Annotated in this window: 18 protein-coding genes and 1 pseudogene; all 19 read right to left on the minus strand. The window is 66.1% G+C overall.

The genetic code is table 11. The features are described 5' to 3' along the window. Window positions 1-7 precede the first annotated feature (7 nt). Window positions 8-1,654: a flagellar basal-body MS-ring/collar protein FliF gene (fliF, locus tag ACZK5G_RS10545; RefSeq protein WP_121503209.1), complete on the minus strand. Its 1,647-nt coding sequence runs from the start codon at window positions 1,652-1,654 to the stop codon at window positions 8-10. A 12-nt stretch (window positions 1,655-1,666) separates the two neighbouring features. Beyond that, window positions 1,667-2,032, minus strand: a complete 366-nt coding sequence (gene fliE / locus ACZK5G_RS10550; RefSeq protein WP_005409552.1) for a flagellar hook-basal body complex protein FliE — start codon at window positions 2,030-2,032, stop codon at window positions 1,667-1,669. Between the two features lie 394 nt (window positions 2,033-2,426). Beyond that, window positions 2,427-2,843: a hypothetical protein gene (locus ACZK5G_RS10555; RefSeq protein WP_478466314.1), complete on the minus strand. Its 417-nt coding sequence runs from the start codon at window positions 2,841-2,843 to the stop codon at window positions 2,427-2,429. A gap of 185 nt (window positions 2,844-3,028) precedes the next feature. Beyond that, window positions 3,029-4,534: a sigma-54 dependent transcriptional regulator gene (locus ACZK5G_RS10560; protein ID WP_164081181.1), complete on the minus strand. Its 1,506-nt coding sequence runs from the start codon at window positions 4,532-4,534 to the stop codon at window positions 3,029-3,031. After that, window positions 4,531-4,908, minus strand: coding sequence for a response regulator (locus ACZK5G_RS10565; protein WP_010485922.1), 378 nt, complete (start codon window positions 4,906-4,908; stop codon window positions 4,531-4,533). The genes ACZK5G_RS10560 and ACZK5G_RS10565 overlap by 4 nt, the downstream gene beginning before the upstream one ends. Window positions 4,909-4,922: 14 nt before the next feature. After that, window positions 4,923-6,332, minus strand: coding sequence for an RNA polymerase factor sigma-54 (gene rpoN / locus ACZK5G_RS10570; protein ID WP_478466316.1), 1,410 nt, complete (start codon window positions 6,330-6,332; stop codon window positions 4,923-4,925). 285 nt (window positions 6,333-6,617) lie between these two features. Beyond that, window positions 6,618-7,250 carry a response regulator gene (locus ACZK5G_RS10575; protein ID WP_032970105.1) on the minus strand — a complete coding sequence of 211 codons (633 nt, stop codon included), beginning with the start codon at window positions 7,248-7,250 and terminating at the stop codon, window positions 6,618-6,620. Window positions 7,251-7,341: 91 nt separating this feature from the next. Beyond that, complete coding sequence (locus ACZK5G_RS10580) at window positions 7,342-7,920, minus strand: PilZ domain-containing protein (RefSeq protein WP_032127386.1); 579 nt, start codon at window positions 7,918-7,920, stop codon at window positions 7,342-7,344. Continuing rightward, entirely contained in the window at window positions 7,917-8,207 is a 291-nt protein-coding gene (locus ACZK5G_RS10585) for a hypothetical protein (RefSeq protein ID WP_125429337.1), read from the minus strand. The genes ACZK5G_RS10580 and ACZK5G_RS10585 overlap by 4 nt, the downstream gene beginning before the upstream one ends. Then, window positions 8,204-8,623: a flagellar export chaperone FliS gene (fliS, locus tag ACZK5G_RS10590; protein ID WP_049398118.1), complete on the minus strand. Its 420-nt coding sequence runs from the start codon at window positions 8,621-8,623 to the stop codon at window positions 8,204-8,206. Before fliS ends, ACZK5G_RS10585 begins: the two co-directional genes overlap by 4 nt. Window positions 8,624-8,748: 125 nt before the next feature. Next, window positions 8,749-10,089, minus strand: coding sequence for a flagellar filament capping protein FliD (gene fliD / locus ACZK5G_RS10595; protein WP_049421909.1), 1,341 nt, complete (start codon window positions 10,087-10,089; stop codon window positions 8,749-8,751). Between the two features lie 183 nt (window positions 10,090-10,272). Next, a complete protein-coding gene (locus ACZK5G_RS10600) occupies window positions 10,273-11,817 on the minus strand; it encodes a flagellin (RefSeq protein WP_478466317.1) in 1,545 nt (514 codons plus the stop codon). Window positions 11,818-12,039: 222 nt separating this feature from the next. Beyond that, window positions 12,040-12,765, minus strand: coding sequence for a flagellin (locus ACZK5G_RS10605; RefSeq protein WP_478466511.1), 726 nt, complete (start codon window positions 12,763-12,765; stop codon window positions 12,040-12,042). A gap of 177 nt (window positions 12,766-12,942) precedes the next feature. Continuing rightward, a pseudogene (locus ACZK5G_RS10610) lies at window positions 12,943-13,638 on the minus strand (flagellin N-terminal helical domain-containing protein); the annotation flags it as partial. Between the two features lie 86 nt (window positions 13,639-13,724). Next, a complete protein-coding gene (gene flgL / locus ACZK5G_RS10615) occupies window positions 13,725-14,933 on the minus strand; it encodes a flagellar hook-associated protein FlgL (protein ID WP_423164021.1) in 1,209 nt (402 codons plus the stop codon). After that, window positions 14,930-16,810, minus strand: a complete 1,881-nt coding sequence (flgK, locus tag ACZK5G_RS10620; RefSeq protein WP_049398113.1) for a flagellar hook-associated protein FlgK — start codon at window positions 16,808-16,810, stop codon at window positions 14,930-14,932. The genes flgL and flgK overlap by 4 nt, the downstream gene beginning before the upstream one ends. Before the next feature lie 8 nt (window positions 16,811-16,818). Continuing rightward, window positions 16,819-18,018, minus strand: a complete 1,200-nt coding sequence (gene flgJ, locus ACZK5G_RS10625; protein ID WP_478466319.1) for a flagellar assembly peptidoglycan hydrolase FlgJ — start codon at window positions 18,016-18,018, stop codon at window positions 16,819-16,821. 1 nt (window position 18,019) lies between these two features. After that, window positions 18,020-19,156 carry a flagellar basal body P-ring protein FlgI gene (locus ACZK5G_RS10630; RefSeq protein ID WP_049421917.1) on the minus strand — a complete coding sequence of 379 codons (1,137 nt, stop codon included), beginning with the start codon at window positions 19,154-19,156 and terminating at the stop codon, window positions 18,020-18,022. 2 nt (window positions 19,157-19,158) lie between these two features. Continuing rightward, the gene (flgH, locus tag ACZK5G_RS10635; RefSeq protein WP_010485899.1) at window positions 19,159-19,851 is read right to left on the minus strand and encodes a flagellar basal body L-ring protein FlgH; all 693 of its coding nucleotides are present in this window, start codon (window positions 19,849-19,851) and stop codon (window positions 19,159-19,161) included. Window positions 19,852-19,864 lie beyond the last annotated feature (13 nt).

Genomic DNA, 19,864 nt, shown 5'->3' on the forward strand with positions numbered 1-19,864 from the left:
TGCGGCCTCAGTCATTGGCCACCCAGCCCTTGACCACCTGGGCCACGCGCTTGGAGTCGGTCTTCACGGCTTCACGCGCCATCCGCAGTCGTTCCTCATATGAATCCACCGGCAGGGCCAATGCATCCGGCCCGCCCAGGCTGGCCCGGTCGGCGCCCAGCGCCGGCAGCGGCATGCCATCGTCATCGACCAGCTGCACGTCCGCGGTATGCGGCTCCAGTGCCTGTTCGTCGTTCTTCTTGTTCTGGCCGGTGATCGCGCGCAGTGCAGGGCGCAGCACACCGAACAGCAATGCCAGCACCACCACGGCACCCAGCAGCATGCGGCCCGCGTCGTGCACCCACGGCAGCTCCCACCATGCCGGGCCTTCGACCGGCGTGGTGTCACGCACGAACGGGGCATTCATCACCGACACGGTGTCGCCACGCTCGGCGTTGAAGCCGACGGCCTGCTTGACCAGCGCCTCGACGCGGGTCAGTTCGGCGGCCGACAGCGGCTGCGGGCTCATCTTGCCGTTGGCACCGGCGCGCGGGACGTTGTCCACCAGCACCGCCACCGACACGCGCTTGATGCGGCCGGCCGGCTGGCGGGTGTGCTGCAGGGTGCGGTCCAGCTCGTAGTTGCGGGTCGCGTTCTTGCTGCTTTCGGTCGGAGTCTGTGCGGTTGCCGGTGCGGCCTGCTGGCCCGGCGGGCTGTTGCTGGTCGCGCCCGGCACGCCCTGCGGGCCCGGGGTGCTGGTGGTGTTCTCGCTCATCTGCTCGCTGCGCAGCTTCTGCGGTTCACCGTTGTAGAGCTCACGGGCTTCCTCGGTTACCGAGAAGTCCATGTCCACGCTCACTTCCGGATTGACGCGGCCAGGACCGGTCATCGGCTCCAGCAGCTCGCGGATGCGCTGGTTGAACGAGGTTTCCTGGCGGCGGACCTGCTCGAACTGGGCCGCATTGACTGCCGCTTCGCTGTTCGGGTCGGTGATGCTGAGCATGCGCCCGCTCTGGTCGACCACCGTCACCCGTTCCGGAGCGAGGTCCGGGATGCTGGCTGCGACCATGTGCACGATGGCGTCCACCTGGCTGCGTTCCAGCTGCTGGCCGCCACGCAGTTCCAGGGTGACCGAGGCGCTGGCCACGTCACGCTGCCGGGTGAAGGCGCTGGGCTTGGGAATGGCCAGGTGCACGCGCGAATCGCGCACCGGGCGCAGCGTGTTGATGGTGCGCGACAGCTCGGTTTCCAGCGCGTGCTGGTAGCGTGCGCTTTCCACGAACTGGCTGACGCCGAAGCCCGGGTCGCGTTCCATCAGCTCGAAGCCGAGCTTGCCGCTGTCGGTCAGGCCGGAGCCGGCCAGCTTCAGGCGGGCGTCGTGCAGGTTCTTTTCCGGTACGGTGATGCCACCGGTGGCCGGGTCGAGCGCGAACGGGATCTGCGCGGCGCGCAGCAGGTCGGTCGCTTCAGCGGTGGCCTTCTGGTCCAGGCCGGTGTACAGCGGGACCATGCCGGGCTTCTGCGACCAGAAGAACACGAACAGCCCGGCCGCCACGGCCACGGCGATCATCGCCATCAGTCCGAGCCGACGGGTGATCTGCAGGCTTTGCAGCCGATCGAACCACTGGCCCGCCTTTTCGGCGTTCAGGGATTCCTTGGAGAGCGACAGGGCCATGCGGTTCTATCCTTACAGCGGCATGTTCATCACGTCCTGGTAGGCCTGGACGAGACGGTTGCGGACTTCCACGGTGGCGCGGAAGGCGATCTGGGACTGCTGCGATGCGACCATGACCTTGGCGAGGTCGGCGCTGGGGTCGCCCATTTCGAAGGCTTTTGCCAGGGCGCCGGATTTCTGTTGCGCGTCGTTGACGCCGGCAATCGCACCACGCAGGGTTTCGGTGAAGCTGGCCGGCTGGGCCTGCGGTGCATCCAGCACCGTGCCCGGCAGGGCGTTGCTGCGCGGCGTTTCGCCCAGCGGGTTGAGCGCCGGCTGTCCCATCTGGGTCTGATAGGAGCGGATCTGCGAAAGGATCGACGTGACGGAGTGGGACATCTGCAACGGTTCCAGAAACAGGGGATGGGGTTGTCTGCTGGAGCAGGTGCAAGTGCCGTGCCGAAACCGGTTTTCGATTCAGTGAAGTGAGGGTTTTGGGTGTGCTGGCAGGGCTGCGCCCTGCACCCGCAGAGGCCACGTCAACATCAACGTCAAAATCGGGCTATCCGTGGGGTGGCGGGGTGGGTCCGGTTACGGGGGACGCTGCAAGTACGTCCATGTAAGCTCGGTCGCCGCATCCATGCGGCTCACGCCCCCGCAACCGGACCCACCCCGCCTTCGACAGTTGGCCGCGATCTGTTGGAGCCTGCTGCTGATGGTGGGTGCCGACCGTTGGTCGGCACGGGCTCTTACCCCATTGGAGGCGCCATTTAACCGGCGTCGGTTTTCTGGCCTATGGCTGCAGGGTCCAGCGGCCGGAATTCTGGCGCTGGCGCGGTGCGATGGGGCCGTCGTGCTGGGTGTAGATGAAGCGGCCCTGGTGGTCGGTCTGGCAGGTCAGCAGCAGGGTGTAGTGGGTAGGGCCGGCCGGGTGGGCTTCGGTCATCTGGATTTCCGCGATATGCGGGGCCAGGCGCTGATAGCGGTAGCTGCCGCCGATGCGGAGGTCGGTGCCGAGGATGTCCAGCACGTACTGGCTGCCGGCAAAGCTGACCTGCACCATGCGTCCGGCATTGGGGTTGTCCGGTGCGTACAGCGGGTCGCTGAGGTTGGTGAACTGGCGCTGGTCCAGTGTGGTGGGCAGGGTGCAGTCGGCGGCGGTGGCCAGGGCCGGGCAGAGCAGGGCGGCGAGCAGGGTGAGGCGATGCATGGTGGGACCTCGTTGGGATGTCCTTGCCATGCTCCGCACTGCGGCGGTGATGTCTTTAGGAAAACGTGCAAATGCAATGGGGTCAGATCTCTTTCCGCAGGAAAGGGATCTGACCCCAGGTACTGGAAACACCAACGCCCGGGCAAGCCCAGGCGTTCGTGCCCCCTTCATGCTGGTCGCGAGGTTCAGCCGGCCAGTTCGGCCTGCTCGCGTTCGATGCCGTACTTGCGCAGCTTTTCCACCAGGGTGGTGCGGCGCAGGCCGAGCAGCTGGGCTGCGTGGGCGACGACGCCCTGGGTGCGTTCCAGTGCTTCGTTGATCAGGCCCAGTTCGATGTTGGCCATGTGGTTGCGCAGGTCCATGCCTTCATCGGGCAGCGCCGCCGGTGCTGCGGCGCGATTGACGGCAATGCCGTGCTCCAGTGCTGGTTGGCTGCCGCCGCCCGGGGTGTGGAACGAGAAGCTGCGCAGGTCCAGGCGTTCTTCGCTGGCCGTCGGCTGTACCGGTGCCGGTGCGGCCACCGCTGCCAGTGCAGCGTCGCCACGGTAGCGGGCCGGCAGGTCCTGCACGCGCACCGATCCGCCCGGATGCAGCACCGCCAGGCGCTCGACCAGGTTGGTCAGTTCGCGCACATTGCCCGGCCACTCGTAGCCGGCCAGGGCCTGCAGGGCTTCCGGGGTGAAGCGCACTTCGCCACGGCCGGTGCGTGCCAGCTGTGCGGCGATGGTTTCCACCAGCGCCGGCAGGTCTTCGCGACGCTCGCGCAGGGCGGGCACGTCGATCGGGAACACGTTGAGGCGGTAGAACAGGTCCTCGCGGAACTTGCCTTCGGCGATGCGGGTTTCCAGGTCGCGGTGGGTCGCGGCCACGACGCGCACGTTGCAGCGGATGGTCTGGTTACCACCGACACGCTCGAAACTGCGTTCCTGCAGCACGCGCAGCAGCTTCACCTGCATCGGCAGGCTCATGTCGCCGATTTCGTCGAGCAGCAGGGTACCGCCTTCGGCCATTTCGAAACGGCCCTTGCGCGCGGTCAGTGCGCCGGTGAAGGCACCCTTTTCGTGGCCGAACAGTTCGCTTTCCAGCAGGTCGGCCGGAATGGCGCCGCAGTTGATCGCCACGAACGGGCCGTCGCGGCGCGGCGAGCGCTGATGGATGGCGCGCGACACGACTTCCTTGCCGGTGCCGGATTCGCCCAGCACGAGCACGGTGGTGTCGAATGCGGCCACCTGTTCGATCATCGTGCGCAACGCAGTCACCGCCGGACCGTTGCCGGTCGGGCCCTGGTCCTGCGCGGCGCCGGCCTGGTGCTCGGCGTCCAGGCGCTTGAGGCTGGCGCGGCGCAGCAGGGCTTCCATCTGCGCATGGCGCAGCGGCGTTTCCAGCGGCCAGATGTTGGCTTCGTGCAGGCCGTGCTGATGGGCAAAGGCTGCGGCATCACCGTCGGCCAGCAGCACCGGCGGCGGCAGGCTGCTGCCGCCCAGCCAGTTGTACAGCGCGGTGCTGGCAGCGGTGTCGTCCAGGCTGCCGACGATCACGGCCATCCAGTCGTTCTGGCGCTGGCGACCCAGGTCGAAGTCGGCCGCGTCGGAAACCCAGCGCGGGTTGAAATCCATGAATTCCAGCAGGGCAACGGTGCGCTCTGCACGCACGGCGTCGTTGTCCAGCACCAGGATGCGCGATTCGCTCACGATCGATCCTCCCTGAGGCCTTCCAGGATCGGCATGACTTCCTGGATGTAGGACAGCTTGCTGACAAAATTGTCGGCGCCAGCGCGTAGCGCGTGTTCGCGGTGCTCGGCGTCGTCGAAGTGGCTGGCGATCACGATGTACGGTGCATCGTCCTGCGACTTGATCAGGCGGGTGGCCTGCAGGCCGCCCATTTCTGGCATCGCCAGGTCCATCAGGACCACCTGCGGGCGCAGCGTTTCCGAGCGCTCGATCGCTTCCAGGCCGTTGCCGGCGCTGCCGACGATCTGCAGCCAGTCGATCTTGCGGAAATGGCGCATCGCCGCGTTGATGAAGCCCTCGTGGTCATCGACCAGCAGGACCGTGAGCTTGTTCATGTCCAACATCCTTTTCAGCCCACCCGGGCCAGCTGCGGTTGCCTGGCGCCAAGCCGGCGCCGTTCACGGGCCGGGGCGATGTCCAGTTGTTCTCGGTATTTTGCGACGGTTCGGCGGGCAATGTTCACCCCCTGGCGCGACAGCAGGCCGGCGATGGCCTCGTCGGCCAGCGGGCGGCCGGCCGGTTCGGCGTCGATCAGGCGGCGGACCATGGCCTTCACGGCCTGGCCGGAGACGCTGGCGCCTTCCAGGCGCACGGCGAAGAAGTGCTTCAGTTCGAAGGTGCCGCGCGGGGTCTGCAGGAACTTGCCGGTGGTGATGCGCGAGACGGTGGACTCGTGCATGCCGATCTCTTCGGCCACTTCCTTCAGGGTCAGCGGCGCCATGGCCTCCTCGCCTCGCACCAGGAACGCGGCCTGGCGCTCGACGATCACCCGCGCGGTGCGCAGCAGGGTGTCATAGCGCATCGACAGGCCGCGGCTGAACCAGCGCGCTTCCTGCAACATTTCGCGCAGTGCCGGTGCGGCCTCGCCGGTCTCTGCCAGGGCCTGTTCGTACTGGCTGTTGATCGAGACGCGGCGGCTGGTCGCCGGGTTCAGCGCCACCTTCCACTGGTCGTCGGCGTGCCAGGCGACCACGTCCGGCACCACCACGGCATTGCGTTCGGGCAGCAGGCTGTCACCCGGGCGCGGCTGCAGCGAGAGGATCAGGCGCACGGCTTCGCGCACGTCGTCGATCTCGGCGTCGTGCAGGCGGGCGAGGGCGGGGTAGTCGTGGGCGGCCAGTGCGTCGAGCGCGCCATCGAGAATGCGTGCCGCCAGGTGGCGGGCGGGGACTACGCCGTGCAGGCTGCGCAGCTGTGCCTGCAGGCCTTCGCGCAGGTCCTGAGCGGCCATGCCGGCCGGCTCGCCATGCAGCAGCTGCTGACGGATGGCTTCCACGCCGTCGGCGGCGATGTCGAACTGGGCGCTGGCCAGCAGCTGCAGCTGGTCCAGCGGTGCCTCCAGGTAGCCTGCGTCATCGCAATGGTCCAGCCAGAAGGCGGCCACGGCCAGCTCGCGGTCATCCATGTCCAGCGACAGGCGCTGCAGCACGCGCAGCTGCGGGTCGCTCGATTCGCCGGCGGCGATGCGCGCCATGCGGTCGTCGTCGCCGTCCTGCCAGCTGGCGCCGGCCACGTCCCACATCGACGACTCGGGCAGCTCGTCGAACGCAGCGGTTTCCAGCGTGGTGGCGCCGGCCTCGGTGGCTTCGGCGGTGGGTGCTTCAGCCTCTTCGATCTCCAGCAGCGGGTTGGAGTCCAGCAGGCGCTGGATTTCCTGTTCCAGGTGCAGGCCATCAAGCTGCAGCAGCCGGATCGACTGCAGCAACTGCGGGGTGAGGTGAAGTTGTTGGCCCAGCTGGGTCGAGAGTGCAGCCTTCATCGTGGTTCCCCGGCACCGCTCCCCGGCGCCTTGTGGAACGCATCTTGCTTTTGATCCGGCGGGGGCGGAATCAGGGGGTTCCTGAGGGGCTTCGTGAATGTCCTGACAGGGTGTAGGGGTATTCCCTACATTGTCGCGGAATGTTGACGATGATCGCCGCTAAGTTGCTGATTCCCGGTGTGGGTGCCGGGTTGATCGGGCTGCGCCGTGTACGGATTCCTGTCGGGGCGTGTCGGGGTGACGGGAATTCGTCGTCAGTGCGGATCTGGCCTCCTTCGCGGAGGATCACTCCAGCTCGTGCTGGTGGCGCGCGGCCAGCAGCAGCAGATCGTTGGCGCGGCGACAGCCCAGCGACTCCATCATGCGTGCGCGGTGGGTTTCCACCGTCTTGACGCTGATGCCGAGGTCGGCGGCGATTTCCTTGTTGCTCTCACCCTTGCCGATGCGGCGCAGGATCTCGCGCTGGCGCGGCGACAGTGCGGCGATGCCGGTGGGTTTTTCGCGGCCGAGCATCGGTGCCAGCATCTTGGCGGAGATCTGCGGGCTCAGGAACACCTGGCCGGCGTGCGCGGCACGCAGCGCCAGTTCAAGCTCCTGCGGTGCGGCATCCTTGACCAGGAACCCGACCGCACCGCGATCGAGTGCATCGCGCACGTGGGCGGCGTCGTCGTGCATGGTCATCATCACCACCCGCGTGCCGGGGGCGCGCAGGCGGATGTCGCTGAGGGCTTCCAGGCCGGTGCGGCCGGGCAGTGACAGGTCCATCAGAATCACGTCCGGGGCGTGCTGCAGGGCCAGCTGCAGTGCCTGCTCGGCATTGCTGGCCTCGGCGACGAGCTGCACGTCGGCAAACCCCTGCAGCAGCCGCGCCAGGCCGGCGCGGACCAGGGTGTGATCGTCGACGATGAGAACTCGCACAGGCACGTTGGAGGTCCGTGAGGGGAGTCCACCTTAACTTAGCTGAACGGGCGCGCCAAGGGTTGCCCATCCGGCGTCATGGTGGCAGGTTTCAGCGGGCGCGGCGTGCTTCGGCCACCTGGCGGCGATGCAGGCGGAACAGATGCCGCTCCATTGCCATCTCCAGGCCATCGCCAAGACGCTGGAAACGCAGCCACAGGTAATGACCACCGCCACCGTCCGCCGCTTCGGCGATCACTTCCACGGGCAGGTCGATATGGTCAGGCAGCCAGTCGCTGGGCTGCAGACGCACCAAGCCGGCCTGGCCGGGGCTGGCGCCGCTGCGCGGCCCCAGCTGCAGGCGGATGCCGCGGCGTGACCAGCGCACAGGGCGCAGCGTCAGTTCCTGGCCCTGTTGGCGTACCAGACGGCCAAGCAGCACCATCGCCAGATCCACCTTGGCTTCCAGCCGCTGCAACTGCAGGCTGGACTCATTGCGGTCGTCGTGCTCGTCAACGCGGCTGTCCTCGACCAAGGCCAGGCTGCGCAGCAGGCCTTCGGCACTGCTGGTGCGACCGGCGGCGCTGCCTGCCTGGAACTCGGCCGGCAAGGCCAGCTCGCAGCTGAGCGTTTCGTCGAACAGCTCGCTTTCGGCGGGGTGGTGCAGCGACGTGGTCGGCAGTTGGGTCATGCGAGTGATTCTGCCTGCAGGTAGGCATGCGCCGCGCGAAGGGAGCGGCCGGTGTGCTTCAGGTGAGCTGCGGCTTCATCGCGGAGGGAGATCATGCGCGCCAGTACGCGTTGCTGGTGGTCGCGCAACGCGAGGATGGCGGCATCACTGGGGCGCTCGACAACCAACGACAGGGCAGCCACGGCTTCCAGGTGTTCGGCCATCAGGCGTTCGCTGGTGTCGTGGTCCTCGCCTTGGAGGCTGGTTTCCAGCGTATCAAGGGCGTCGTGCATAGTTTGAAGGTTCATGGCGCCACCGCCTTGGTGACCTGGCGCTGGTCTGCCGGAATCGCGTTCCAGGCCGAATCGATCTCCACCATCAAGCCCAGGGCTTCCTTCAGTGCGGTCGGATCGTTGTGCAGGTTGCCCTCGGTCAGGCGCATGATGACGAAGTCGTACAGTGCCGACAGATTGCCGGCAATCTCGCCGCCGGCTTCGTGATCGAGCGAGCCGTTGAGGTGGCCGACGATGGCGCAGGCTTCGCCGATGGCCTTGCCCTTGCGCGCCTGGTCATTCTGCTGCAAAGAGGCTTCAGCGGTGCGGATGCGCTCGCAGGCACCGGCCAGCAGCAGTGCTACCAACTTGTGTGGATCGGCATCGACGACCGAGGTGGTCACGCCGACTTTTCGGTACTGCTCGGCGAACTGCCGATTGGAACCGTACATAGGGGAAGTCTCCTGGAATGCCTGCCCATCCGCGTGGGTTGAGGGGTTCGGCACGGGTCTAACGGGTTATCGGCGCAGCCGGGGCTCTACTTGAGTACCGACTGCGCCGGAAAAATGCCTGGAAATCAGTTGCCGAGCTGCTGGATGAGCGAGCCGCCGGCCGATTGCATCTGCGTGACCATCTTTTCCATCGCGGTGAACTGCTTGGTGTAGCGGTCGGCCACCTTTTCCATGTTCTTGTCCAGCTCGTCCAGCTGCTTTTCCAGTGCCTTGATCTGCTTGTTCAAGGTCGCCGTACGCTGGGTGATCGTGCCGGTGGTCGCGTCCAGGCTGCTCTTGAGCAGTTCGGTCATCGGCTTGCCCAGCGCGCCCTCTGCACCGAACAGCTTGGTGGCGGCCTCCGGGTTCTTCGCCAGCGCGGTGTCGAGCTTGGCGCCATCAAGGCTCATGCTGCCGTCGGCGGCAATGGTGATGCCCAGATCCTTGAGGTCGTTGACGTTGGCACTCAGCTGGGCGCGCAGCTGCTGCTGCAGGCCACGGACCATGGCGTCGCCGGTCATGGTCGAGGCCGTGCGCGTCTCAGCGTTGTAAGCGCTGGAATTCTTCAACGTGGTCTGGATGCCGTTGTAGGCGGTGATGAAGGCCGTGAGATTGGTCTTCAGCGTGCTGTTGTCCGGAGTGACGGTCAGCGTCTGCGTCTCGCCTTCCTTCGCCTTGGTCAGGGTGAGACTGATACCGGGTACCAGATCGGTGATCGTGTTCGAGCTGCTGGTGCGGGTGAAACCATCCACCACCACCACCGCATCCTTGGCGGGCACCATCTCGGTCATCTTCGATGCGGACGTGCCGTCATAGGCCAGCTCGGAGAGTCCGCCATTGCCGCCACTGGCGCTGACCTTCAACGCGCCCTTGCTGCCGGAATCAACGGCGGTCAATACCAGGTGCATGCCATCGTCTGCGGTTACCACGGCCGCGGTGACGCCCTTGCTCTCGGCGGCGGAATTGATCTCGGCTGCGATCTTCTCCATCGTCGCGCCGGGTTCGATGTTCACGCTGATGGACTTGTCGCCGTATGCGATCGTCAGCGTTCCGTCGCCAACCACGGCGTCCTTTGTATACGCCTTGGAGCTGAGCTTCTGGTTCTGTGCCAGGGATTTGACTTCCACCTGGTGGCTGCCCGCAGCGGCCTTGCCGGCGGTCGTGCTGGTGTCCAGGGTTGCAGTGAAGTTCGACTCGGTCGGCGTACTGACTTTCAGGCCGGGGGTGGCCACACCCTTGACCAGGGTCTTCAGCGCGCTCTGCAGACCTGTCATTCCGCTTTTGATGGTGCCAAGCGCCGAAAGCTTGGCGCTGGCGGCAACACCCGCCGAGTTGATCTGCTTTTCCCGGGGCTCGCGTTCCTTGGCGGTCAGCTGTGCAACCAGGCTGGGAATGTCGAGGCCGGAACCAATCGTGCCGATGGCCATGAGGGGAATCCTTTTTCTTGGACGGGCCGGGCGGGTGTCCTGCACCTGCTATCGGCCTGGGAGGGGCGAGCTTGAGCGTGGAAACGCTCTCCAGCCTTCTGCAAGGCCCATGCCAATCCGCCACCGGGCACGAAGAAGGGGGCTTGCGCCCCCTTCCCGTTGTTGCCTTGTACTACCGCTGGATCAGCGCAGCAGGCTCAGCACGTTCTGGCTGGACTGGTTGGCCTGGGCCAGCATGGCGGTACCGGCCTGCTGCAGGATCTGGTTGCGGGTCAGCTCGGCGGTTTCCGAAGCGTAGTCCACGTCGCGGATGCGGCTGCGGGCAGCCGACATGTTCTCCGACGAGGTGTTCAGGTTCGCAACCACCGAGGTGAAGCGGTTCTGGATCGCACCCAGGTCGGCGCGGGCGGAGTTGATCGAGTTCAGGGCTGCGTCCATCGCCAAGATGGCGTCGTCGGCACCCTTGACCGAGGAGATATCCAGACCTGCAAAGCCTTCGACAGCGGTACCGCCGTCGTACTTCTGGATGTTCGCGCCCGTGCTGGAGGCGGTGTTCGCGATAGCCAGGCCCGTTGCTGCCTTGAGGTCTACTGCATTCAGCGAGCTCTCGATGCTGAAGTCCTTGTCTTTCGAGGTCAGCTGCAGCTTGCCTTCGATCAGTGAGGCCGATACGCCGGTCTTGTGGGTCTGCGCATTGACAGCATTCGCAAGCGCAGTTGCACGGTCGCTGGCGGTCTTGGCTTCGTCCACCTTGATGTCGACGCCATTGATCTTCAGCTGGCCAGCGTCAATTGCACCGAACTTCACTCCGGCAAGAGAGGCCTCGTGACTGGCAACAAATCCGGCATTTGCGAAGCCACCAAGCGTGGCCATGTCGTTCGTCAAGGTGATGTCGAGATCACTGCCATCAGCCTTTGTGAAGGCCAAGGTGCCGGCGGTCGCGCTACCGGATACTTTGATGCCTGCAGTCGCGAGTGCATTCGCGGTGGTCGTGTTGGCGAGTCCTGCGTCGATAGCGGCCGCTTCAACTTTGTCGCCGGCAGCCGTCGCCGTCGTGTCTACGATGGTGATGCCATCCACCTTCAGAGTGAATTTTTCACCAGCGGCACCAGCGGTTGCGGTTGCGAAGGCTCCCGAAACACCCGAGTTGGCGGATTTGGTCAGTGTCGGCAGTTCGCCTGAGATGCTGGCGCTGGTCGAAGCGCTGGTCCAGTTGCCCAGCTTGCTGATGTTGGCGTTGGCGACCTGCGAGATGTTGATCGTCTGGCCCTGGTTGGCGCCGATCTGGAAGGCCTGGCTGGTGAAAGTGCCGTCCAGCAGGTTGGTGCCGTTGAAGTTGGTCTGTTCGGCGACGCGCTGGATTTCCTGCTTCAGCAGCTGCACTTCGGCGTTCAGGGCCTGACGGTCGGAATCGGAATTGGTGGCGCTGCGCGACTGCACGGCCAGCTCGCGGACGCGCTGCAGGTTGTTGCCGATCTCACCCAGTGCACCTTCGGCGGTCTGGGCCAGCGAGATGCCGTCGTTGGCGTTGCGGGCGGCCTGGTTGGCGCCGCGGATCTGGGTGGTGAAGCGCTCGGAGATCGCCAGGCCGGCGGCATCGTCCTTGGCGCTGTTGATGCGCATGCCCGAGGACAGGCGCTGAATGGTGGTGGCCAGGTTGGCGCCGCTGGTGCCCAGGTTGCGCTGGGCGTTCAGCGACATGGTGTTGGTGTTGATGACTTGTGCCATGGTGCGGTTTCCTTGTAGGCAGTGTGTCCGGCAGAGCAGCCTGACCGGTTTCGGGGGGCAGTGGCTGGCTTCCCCCCAAGGGGTGTGCTACCGCTGCTGAAATCAATAACGGCACTACCCCTCCGGCCTTTAGCGGAGTTTCGATCCTTTTTTCTCTGGTCAAACGAAAAGGCCCCGCCATCTGCATGGCGGGGCCCGGCTCCAGCTCGAGTGGTGCAGGTATTACGACTGCAGCAGGCGCAGTACGTTCTGCGGTACCTGGTTGGCCTGGGCCAGCATGGCCGTGCCAGCCTGCTGCAGGATCTGGCCACGGGTCAGTTCGGCGGTTTCCTGGGCGTAGTCAACGTCGCGGATGCGGCTGCGTGCGGCGGACAGGTTCTCCGAATTGGTGTTCAGATTGGCGATGGTCGAGGTGAAGCGGTTCTGGATCGCGCCGAGGTCGGCGCGGGCGGAATTGACGGACTGCAGTGCCGCATCCATGGCGAGGATGGCGTTGTCGGCGTTGGCCTGGTTGGAGATATCCAGTTCGGCGAAGCCGGTCGCGGGCTCGCCGGGCTTGAACGAGGTCGCACCGGCGATCGGCGGTACCGACGGCGGTACCGATGCAGCGTCGGTGCTGCCGGTAGTCAGACCCGTTGCTGCCGCCAAGCCACCGGCAAGGGTGCCGCCAACGATGAAGTCCTTGTCCGGCGAGGTCAGCTGCAGCTTGCCGTCAATCAGGGAGGCAGTGACGCCGGTCTTGTGGGTCTGCGCGTTGATTGCATTGACCAGCGTGGTGGCACGCTCGCTTGCGTCCTTGGCCGCGCCAACTTCGATGCTCTGGCCGTTGATGGTGAACTGGTCGGCAGTGATCGCGTCATACTTTGCGACGGCCACCTTGCCATCCGTACTCACTGCGTCGAAGCCCAGGCTGGCCGGCGTGGTGTAACCCGTAGCCGTCTCCGTCACATTGATGTTGGAACCGTCGGTACGAACAACCTTCAGGGTGCCTGCCGTAACCGCCGCGGCGACGGTAGCGCTGCCGCCGAGGTCCAGGGTGAAGCCGTCGACTTCATTCTTGCCGTCCGCGCCGAACGTTCCCTGTAGGGCCGTGGTGACGCTTGCATTGTCGACCGTGCCGGTGATGTTGATGCTGACCGACTTGCCGTTGTTGGCGGTGAAGGTGGTCGCCAGGGTGCTGGTGGTGGTGCCACCTGTACCGGCCGTAATGGTGCCGAAGCCCACAGTGGCCGGCGTGGCAGCCGCAGTGGTTGCGCCGGTAGGCGTGGCGCCCACCAGCGAGGCAGCGCGGGAAGCCGTAGTCCAGCTGCCCAGCTTGTGCACATTCGCATTGGTGATCTGCGAGATGTTGATGGTCTGGCCCTGGTCGGCGCCGATCTGGAAGGCCTGGTTGGTGAAGCTGCCGTCCAGCAGGCTGGTGCCGTTGAAGTTGGTCTGCTCCGCAACGCGCTGGATTTCCTGCTTCAGCAGCTGCACTTCGGCGTTCAGCGCCTGGCGGTCCGAGGCGGAGTTGGTTGCGCTGCGGGCCTGAACGGCCAGTTCGCGGATGCGCTGCAGATTGTTGCCGACTTCGCCCAGTGCGCCTTCAGCGGTCTGCGCCAGCGAGATGCCGTCGTTGGCGTTGCGCGCGGCCTGGTTGATGCCACGGATCTGGGTGGTGAAGCGCTCGGAGATCGCCAGACCGGCGGCGTCGTCCTTGGCACTGTTGATACGCATGCCCGAGGACAGGCGCTGGATCGAGGTGGCCAGCGAGCTGCTGCTGGTGGACAGGTTGCGCTGAGCGTTCAGCGACATGGTGTTGGTGTTGATGATCTGTGCCATGGTGCTTCTCCGTGGTTGCTCGGTTGTTTCGGTGTGGAAGGCGCGGGACGCGCCGTGCTGGAAGACGGATGGAACGGGGAAAGGGACTAGCGGATCTTGTTGAACAGGGACATCGCCTGCATCTGGCTGAAGATCGTCTGGGCGGCTTGAAGGGCGGCGGTCTCCAGCTTGTATTGGCCGATGGCATCGGCGTAATCGAGGTCGCGCATCGTCGAGAGCGTGCTCTTGACGGTGACGGCTGTGGCTTCGCGGGCGCTGGCCGCGGTATCGATGGCGGCCAGCTGGGCGCCGCCCTTGGCGCGGGCGTCGATCATCGTTTCCGAGGCCCTGTTGAGGTCGCGGATGCTGGACTGCAGCGTGTTCTGCAGCGCCGTGCGCTGGCTTTCGGTGGACGGGTCGGTTTCCAGTGCGGCGACCAGTTTGTCCAGGGTGGAGAAGATGTCGCGGCTACCCGCGTCGCTGACGTTGAACTGATCACCGGCGGCTGGCTTGCCCTCGATGCGCATGCGCACGCCGCCAACGACAATGTCCTCGCCGGGTTTGTGGGTTCCGCTGCCGACCACCGTGCCGGTGCCATCAACCACCTCATAGGCACCTTCGGCAGTGCCGGTGAAGCGGACATTGAGCGTGCCGCCGGCCCAGCTGCCGCTGCCGTCACGGCTGACCGAGGTCAACAGGCCACTGCCGGTGTTGCCGGCGGCCGCGCTGGCATCCACACGGCCATCGCCGGTGGGGATGCGCATGAAGATCTCGCTGCCGGGCAGGGCGTCGGAGACCCGTTGGCCCGGTGCCACCTCCACCTGCCGCTGGTTCTGGTCACCGCTGTAGGTCACGGTGCCGCCGCTTCGCTGGAACGGGGCGTCAGCGTCGTTGCTGCCACCGAACAGGTAGCGTCCGCTGCCATCCCTGGAATTGGCCAGCGACAGCAGGCTTTCCTGGATGGTCTTCAGCTCGCTGACGATGGCCTTGAGGTCACTGGCCTTGGGCACCGGACTGTTGGCCTGGATACTCAACTCCACGGCGCGCGACATGAGCTCATTGACCTGAGCCAAGGCGTTTTCCTGCAGGCCCAGGCGGTTCTGCACGCTGTTGGCGTTCTTGCCGAGCTGCTCGAGCCCGGCCACGACACGGTCCAGGCCAACGGCCGTACCTGCAGCGACCGGGTCGTCCTTGGCGGAGGTGATCTTGCTGCCAGTCGCGATCTGCTGCTCGAGGTGGCTGATTTTCGACTGCTTGGCGAGCATCAGCGACACGGACTGGTTGAACATCATCCCGGTGGAAATTCGGCTGCTCATCGACGGACGGCTCCCAGGATGGTCTGGAACATGTTGTCGGCGGTGGAGATCAGCTGTGAGGCGGCCTGATAGGCCTGCTGCAACCGCAGCATGTCGGCTGCTTCCTCATCCAGGTTGACGCCGGAGATCTCGTCGCGGGCTGCCTGCGCCTTGTCCGTGATGACCTGCTGCGCGTCCAGCGAGTACTCGGCCGAACGTGCCGCCGCGCCGACCTGCGTGGTCAACCCCCCCAGCGCACCGTTGAGGGTGACGGTGCCGCCGTTGAACGCCTTGGCGTCCTCGACCTTGGCCAGCTTTGCCGCGTTGCTGTTGTCCGACGAGCCTGCCGGAGTAGGGCTGATATTGAAGGTGTCGCCGACCTTCGGTGCGCCGTCCAGCACGAAGCTCCAGCCATTGGCGCTGATGGTCTGGCCCGGTGTGTAGGTCTGCGGCGGCCCACCGTTGATGGTGTAGGTGGTCGCCGACGTGAACACGATTGCGGCAGGATCGCGCAGGTTCGGATTGGATACATCGTTGACGGTGACGCCGGTCAGCTTCCCGGTGCCGGTGTTGGCCAGTGCAGCCGTACCCTTGACCGCTGCCGCTGCGGCGATGCGGGAGGGATCGGTGATGGCGGTTTCCAGGCTTCCGGCGACGCCCGCGGTCGGCTGCAGGAGGAAACGGTCGTTGGTGGCCGGGGTGCCGCCGACCACCAGCTTGACGCCATTGATCACCAGCGGATCGGCGGTTGTGCCGGTACCGGTCAACGCAACGGTGGCGCCAGTGTCGGCGCGGGTGGCCTGCCACTGGGTGCCGTCGAACTTGAGGACGATGTTCTGTGCCTCCAGCTTGGACAGGTCACCATAGGTCGCAGTGAGGCTGCCGGTACCGGTATTGCTCGCGTTGGGCGTGACGCGTGGGTTGCCGATGGTGAAGAAGTCGCCGCCCATCTTGCCGTACAGGTCCACGCCCTGGTGGTGCGCCTGGTTGAAGCTCTCGGCCAGGCCGACGGCGAGCTTGCCCAATTCGGCCTGGGCCGGTGTCAGCACGGTATCGCGGAACTCGAGCATGCCGCCGATCTTTCCGCCCACTGCCTTGGGATCGAGCGTGATCGTGTTGCCCTGGGTTTCCAGCGCCAGTTGCAGGCGTTCGGGCTGGTATGGATCGGTCACCGTAGTGACCTTGGACGCGGTCGTGCCCACCACCAGCGCATTGCCGCCTGCGGTATAGACGTTCATCACGCCGCCATCCTGGACGACGGCAGTGCCACCGGTGTAACCGATCAGCTGCGAGATCAGCTGGTCGCGACGGTCGAGCAGGTCCGGCGCCGCGTTGGCCACGTTGCTGCCAATGGCGCCGTTGATCTGCGCAATCTCCTGCGCCAGGCGATTGACTTCCGTGGCGCCGGCAATGAGCCCGTTGTTGACCTCGCTGCTCAGGTTGTTCATCTGCGTGTTGAGCTGCACGAAGCGGCTCGCCAGGGCCTTGCCGCCATCGAGCAGGCTCTGCCGGTCGGCCGTGCCGGCCGCGTTGGACGAAAGGCCACTGACGGCGTCGAAGAAGTTGGACCAGGAGCCGGCGACATTCGTGGCCGGGTCCGAGAACAGGGCATTCACCCGGTCGGCCATGCCCGAAAGCTGCTTCAGGCGTGCCAGCTCGCCGCTGCTGTCGAGCAGGCGCGAGATGGCCAGCTGGTCGGCAGCACGGCGGATATCGGTGATGCGGGTGCCGCTGCCAACGTCCCCAAAGCCGTAGTTCTGCGGATCAGACGTGGCGAAGTCGACCTTCTGCCGGCTGTAGCCAGGGGTGTTGATGTTGGCGACGTTGTGGCTGGTGGTCGCCAACGCACGCTGGAAGGCGAGCAGGGCACCAGTACCGGTGGAAAGTACGCTGGACATGGGGTTCCTCAACGACGAGTGATACCCAGCGCCGCGGTTGCGGTGCTGGCGAAGGTCTGGCCAAGGCGCGAGCCGGCATCGGCGACGGCGCTGACGGCGCGCTCGATGGTCGGTCCGCCGGCGATCGCGGCGATCTTGGCCGCATAGCGCGGATCGGTGGCGTAGCCGGCGCGCTGCAGGCCGCGGGCGAAGCCCTGCACGTCGGTGCCGGCCTGCAGGGCCTGCTGGTAACGCGGGCTGGTCTTCAGCAGACGCACGTAGTCGGCGAAGCTTTCGGCCGGCGAACTGTAGGCACGGAAGCTGGCGGTCTCGTTGCGGCGCACGCCATCGATATATTCATGGGTGCCGGCTACGGCGCGCTGGCCGTTCCAGCCATTGGCCTTGATGCCGAACAGGTTGTGCGAGGTGCTACCGTCGGCATGCTTGATGTGGCGCTTGCCCCAGCCGGTTTCCAGCGCGGCCTGGGCGACCAGGGCGCGGGCATCCACGCCCAGTTCCTTGGCTGCACTCTGCGCGTGCTGCCAGATGCTGGCAACGAAGCCTTCCGGGGTGTGCTCGCCCAGCTGGGCGACGGCGGTGCGGGTAGCCATCGCATCGGCCGGACTGATGGCGGTGCCGCGGTTGCTGGCGGTGGCCGACCACTGGTCGCCGTTGGCGGCCCAGTCCTCGCCCTGCAGGCTGCCGATGTACGGATCCTCGGTGCCCAACGAGCGGTGCATGCTGCTGCTCTCGCGGCCGGCGATCAGGTCCAGGGCCTGTTCCATCGGTGCGACCGCCGCCTGCGCACCGTGCTGTGCACCGGCGGCCATCTGCAGCAGCAGGCGCACGGCCTGGCTGCCGTCTTCCAGCGGCAGCGACGGTGCCGGCTTGGCCGGTGCATTGAGCTGGTAGGCACGACTGGCCTTGGCCGGGTCCACGCGGGTATCCAGCGCCGGGCCGTCGGCGGCCTGGCCGGACAGCTGCCGGCTGATCATGCCCGACAGGCCCAGGCCCTTGCCGCGGGTCATCGCCTCGGCAATCTTCTGGTCGTACATCTCGCGGAACATCTTGTTTTCGCCGGGGAACAGCGAATCGCCGAAGCTGGCGTCACGCATGCTCTTGACCAGCATCTGCGCGAACTGGCCTTCCAGCTGGCGCGCGACCTTGTCGATCTTGGTCGGATCGTTCTGTTGCGCCGGGTGCAGATCGAATGCGGGAGTGATACGCATATCAGATCACCTCGAGCTCGGCACTCAGCGCGCCGGCCTGCTTCAGGGCTTCCAGGATCGCGATGAGATCGCCCGGTGCCGCGCCCACGGCGTTCACCGCATGCACGATCTCGTCCAGGGTGGTGCCGCCGCTGAACTTGAACATGCGGCTGCCGTCGTTGGTGGCGGTGATGGTCGACTGCGGGCTGGCCACGGTGCGGCCGCCGGACAGCGCATTGGGCTGGCTGACGTTGGTGTTTTCCTGGATGGTCACGGTCAGCGAACCATGCGAGATCGCCGCCGGTCCCACGCGCACCTGCTGGCCGATGACCACGGTGCCGGTACGCGAATTGACCACCACCTTGGCCGGGGCGCTGCCCGGGGTCAGTTCGAGATTCTCGATGCGTGCCAACAGGCCGATGCGTGCGCCCGGATCGGTCGGCGCGGTAACCGCTACGGTCACGCCATCGACCGCACGCGCGGCGCCTTCGCCGAAGGCGTTGTTGAGCGCGGCGACCATGCGCGAGACCGTGGTGAAGTCGTTGTTGTGCAGGTTCAGGGTGATGTCGCCGCCGTTGGCCAGCGGGTCGGGCAGGGCGCGTTCAACGGTGGCACCGTTGGGAATGCGGCCGACGCTGGGCACGTTCACCGAGACACGGGAACCGTCTTTGCCCTGCGCACCAAAGCCGCCGACGATCAGGTTGCCCTGTGCGATGGCATAGATCTGGCCGTCAGCACCGCGCAGCGGCGCCATCAGCAGCGAACCGCCCCGCAGCGAGACCGCGTTGCCGATCGAGGACACGGTGATGTCGATCGGCTGGCCCGGCTTGGCGAACGGCGGCAGTTCGGCGTGGATCGCCACGGCGGCCACGTTCTTCAGCTGCGGGTTGACGTTCGGCGGCACGTTGACGCCCAGTTCGCCGAGCAGGTTCTTCAGGCTCTGCACGGTGAAGGGTGCCTGGCTGGTGCGGTCGCCGCTGCCATCCAGGCCGACCACCAGGCCATAACCCACCAGCGCATTGCCGCGCACGCCGCCGACCTGGGCCAGGTCCTTGATGCGCTCGGCGCTGGCCGGGGCAGCCACGACCAGCAGCATCAGCGCGACGAACGACGCCATGCGTCGCTGCCAGGAAGAAGAGGAGAAGAGTTTCATGGCCATACTCAGAACGGCGTCAGGCCGGAGTTGAAGAAGCGGCTCAGCCAGCCCATCGCGTTGGACTGCGCGACGGGACCGCGGCCGCCGTAGACGATGCGGGCCTCGGCCACGCGGCTGGACGGAATGGTGTTGTCCTGGCTGATGTCGCCCGGGCGCACGATGCCCTGCACCTGCACCAGTTCATCGCCCTGGTTGAGCCGCAGGTTCTTCTGCCCCTGCACCACCAGGTTGCCATTGGGCAGGCGCTGCACCACGGTGACGGTGACGCTGCCCTGCAGGCGGTTGCTCTGCGCGCTGTTGCCCTTGCCGGTGAAGTCACGCGCGCCCTTGGCCGTGGCACTCAGGATGTCCTTGCCGCCGAGGGTGACCGGAGCACCGAGAATGGACGGTGTGCCCAGGCTCAGGTTCGATTCCTTGTTGGTGGCCGTGTTGGCGCTGGTCTGCGCGGTGGTGTTTTCCAGCAGGGTGATGGTCAACAGGTCGCCAACATCGCGCGCGCGCCGGTCCGAATACAGCTGCAGGGTCGGGCCGGCAGCGTAGATCGCGCCGGCGGTCGGCTGTGCCTGCGGCGGCATGATCGGCTGGATCGGTGCCATCGTCGGGTAGGGGCGCACGTCGCCCGCGATCACGCAGCCACCGAGCAGGGCGGCCACGGCGCAGGCGAGAGCAGTGCGGGCGAAGTTGGAAATGGGCGACATGGCAATTTCCCGG

The sequence above is a fragment of the Stenotrophomonas sp. 62841_Sma genome (assembly GCF_056482945.1).

Coding starts and splice junctions, on each gene's coding strand:
- flgK (WP_049398113.1), bottom strand. CDS start 16,810: ATGTCCAGCGTACTTTCCACCGGTACTGGTGCCCTGCTCGCCTTCCAG.
- ACZK5G_RS10565 (WP_010485922.1), bottom strand. CDS start 4,908: ATGAACAAGCTCACGGTCCTGCTGGTCGATGACCACGAGGGCTTCATC.
- flgL (WP_423164021.1), bottom strand. CDS start 14,933: ATGAGCAGCCGAATTTCCACCGGGATGATGTTCAACCAGTCCGTGTCG.
- fliE (WP_005409552.1), bottom strand. CDS start 2,032: ATGTCCCACTCCGTCACGTCGATCCTTTCGCAGATCCGCTCCTATCAG.
- fliS (WP_049398118.1), bottom strand. CDS start 8,623: ATGTACGGTTCCAATCGGCAGTTCGCCGAGCAGTACCGAAAAGTCGGC.
- flgH (WP_010485899.1), bottom strand. CDS start 19,851: ATGTCGCCCATTTCCAACTTCGCCCGCACTGCTCTCGCCTGCGCCGTG.
- ACZK5G_RS10585 (WP_125429337.1), bottom strand. CDS start 8,207: ATGAACCTTCAAACTATGCACGACGCCCTTGATACGCTGGAAACCAGC.
- flgJ (WP_478466319.1), bottom strand. CDS start 18,018: ATGCGTATCACTCCCGCATTCGATCTGCACCCGGCGCAACAGAACGAT.
- ACZK5G_RS10630 (WP_049421917.1), bottom strand. CDS start 19,156: ATGGCCATGAAACTCTTCTCCTCTTCTTCCTGGCAGCGACGCATGGCG.
- fliD (WP_049421909.1), bottom strand. CDS start 10,089: ATGGCCATCGGCACGATTGGTTCCGGCCTCGACATTCCCAGCCTGGTT.
- ACZK5G_RS10555 (WP_478466314.1), bottom strand. CDS start 2,843: ATGCATCGCCTCACCCTGCTCGCCGCCCTGCTCTGCCCGGCCCTGGCC.
- rpoN (WP_478466316.1), bottom strand. CDS start 6,332: ATGAAGGCTGCACTCTCGACCCAGCTGGGCCAACAACTTCACCTCACC.
- ACZK5G_RS10600 (WP_478466317.1), bottom strand. CDS start 11,817: ATGGCACAAGTCATCAACACCAACACCATGTCGCTGAACGCCCAGCGC.
- ACZK5G_RS10580 (WP_032127386.1), bottom strand. CDS start 7,920: ATGACCCAACTGCCGACCACGTCGCTGCACCACCCCGCCGAAAGCGAG.
- fliF (WP_121503209.1), bottom strand. CDS start 1,654: ATGGCCCTGTCGCTCTCCAAGGAATCCCTGAACGCCGAAAAGGCGGGC.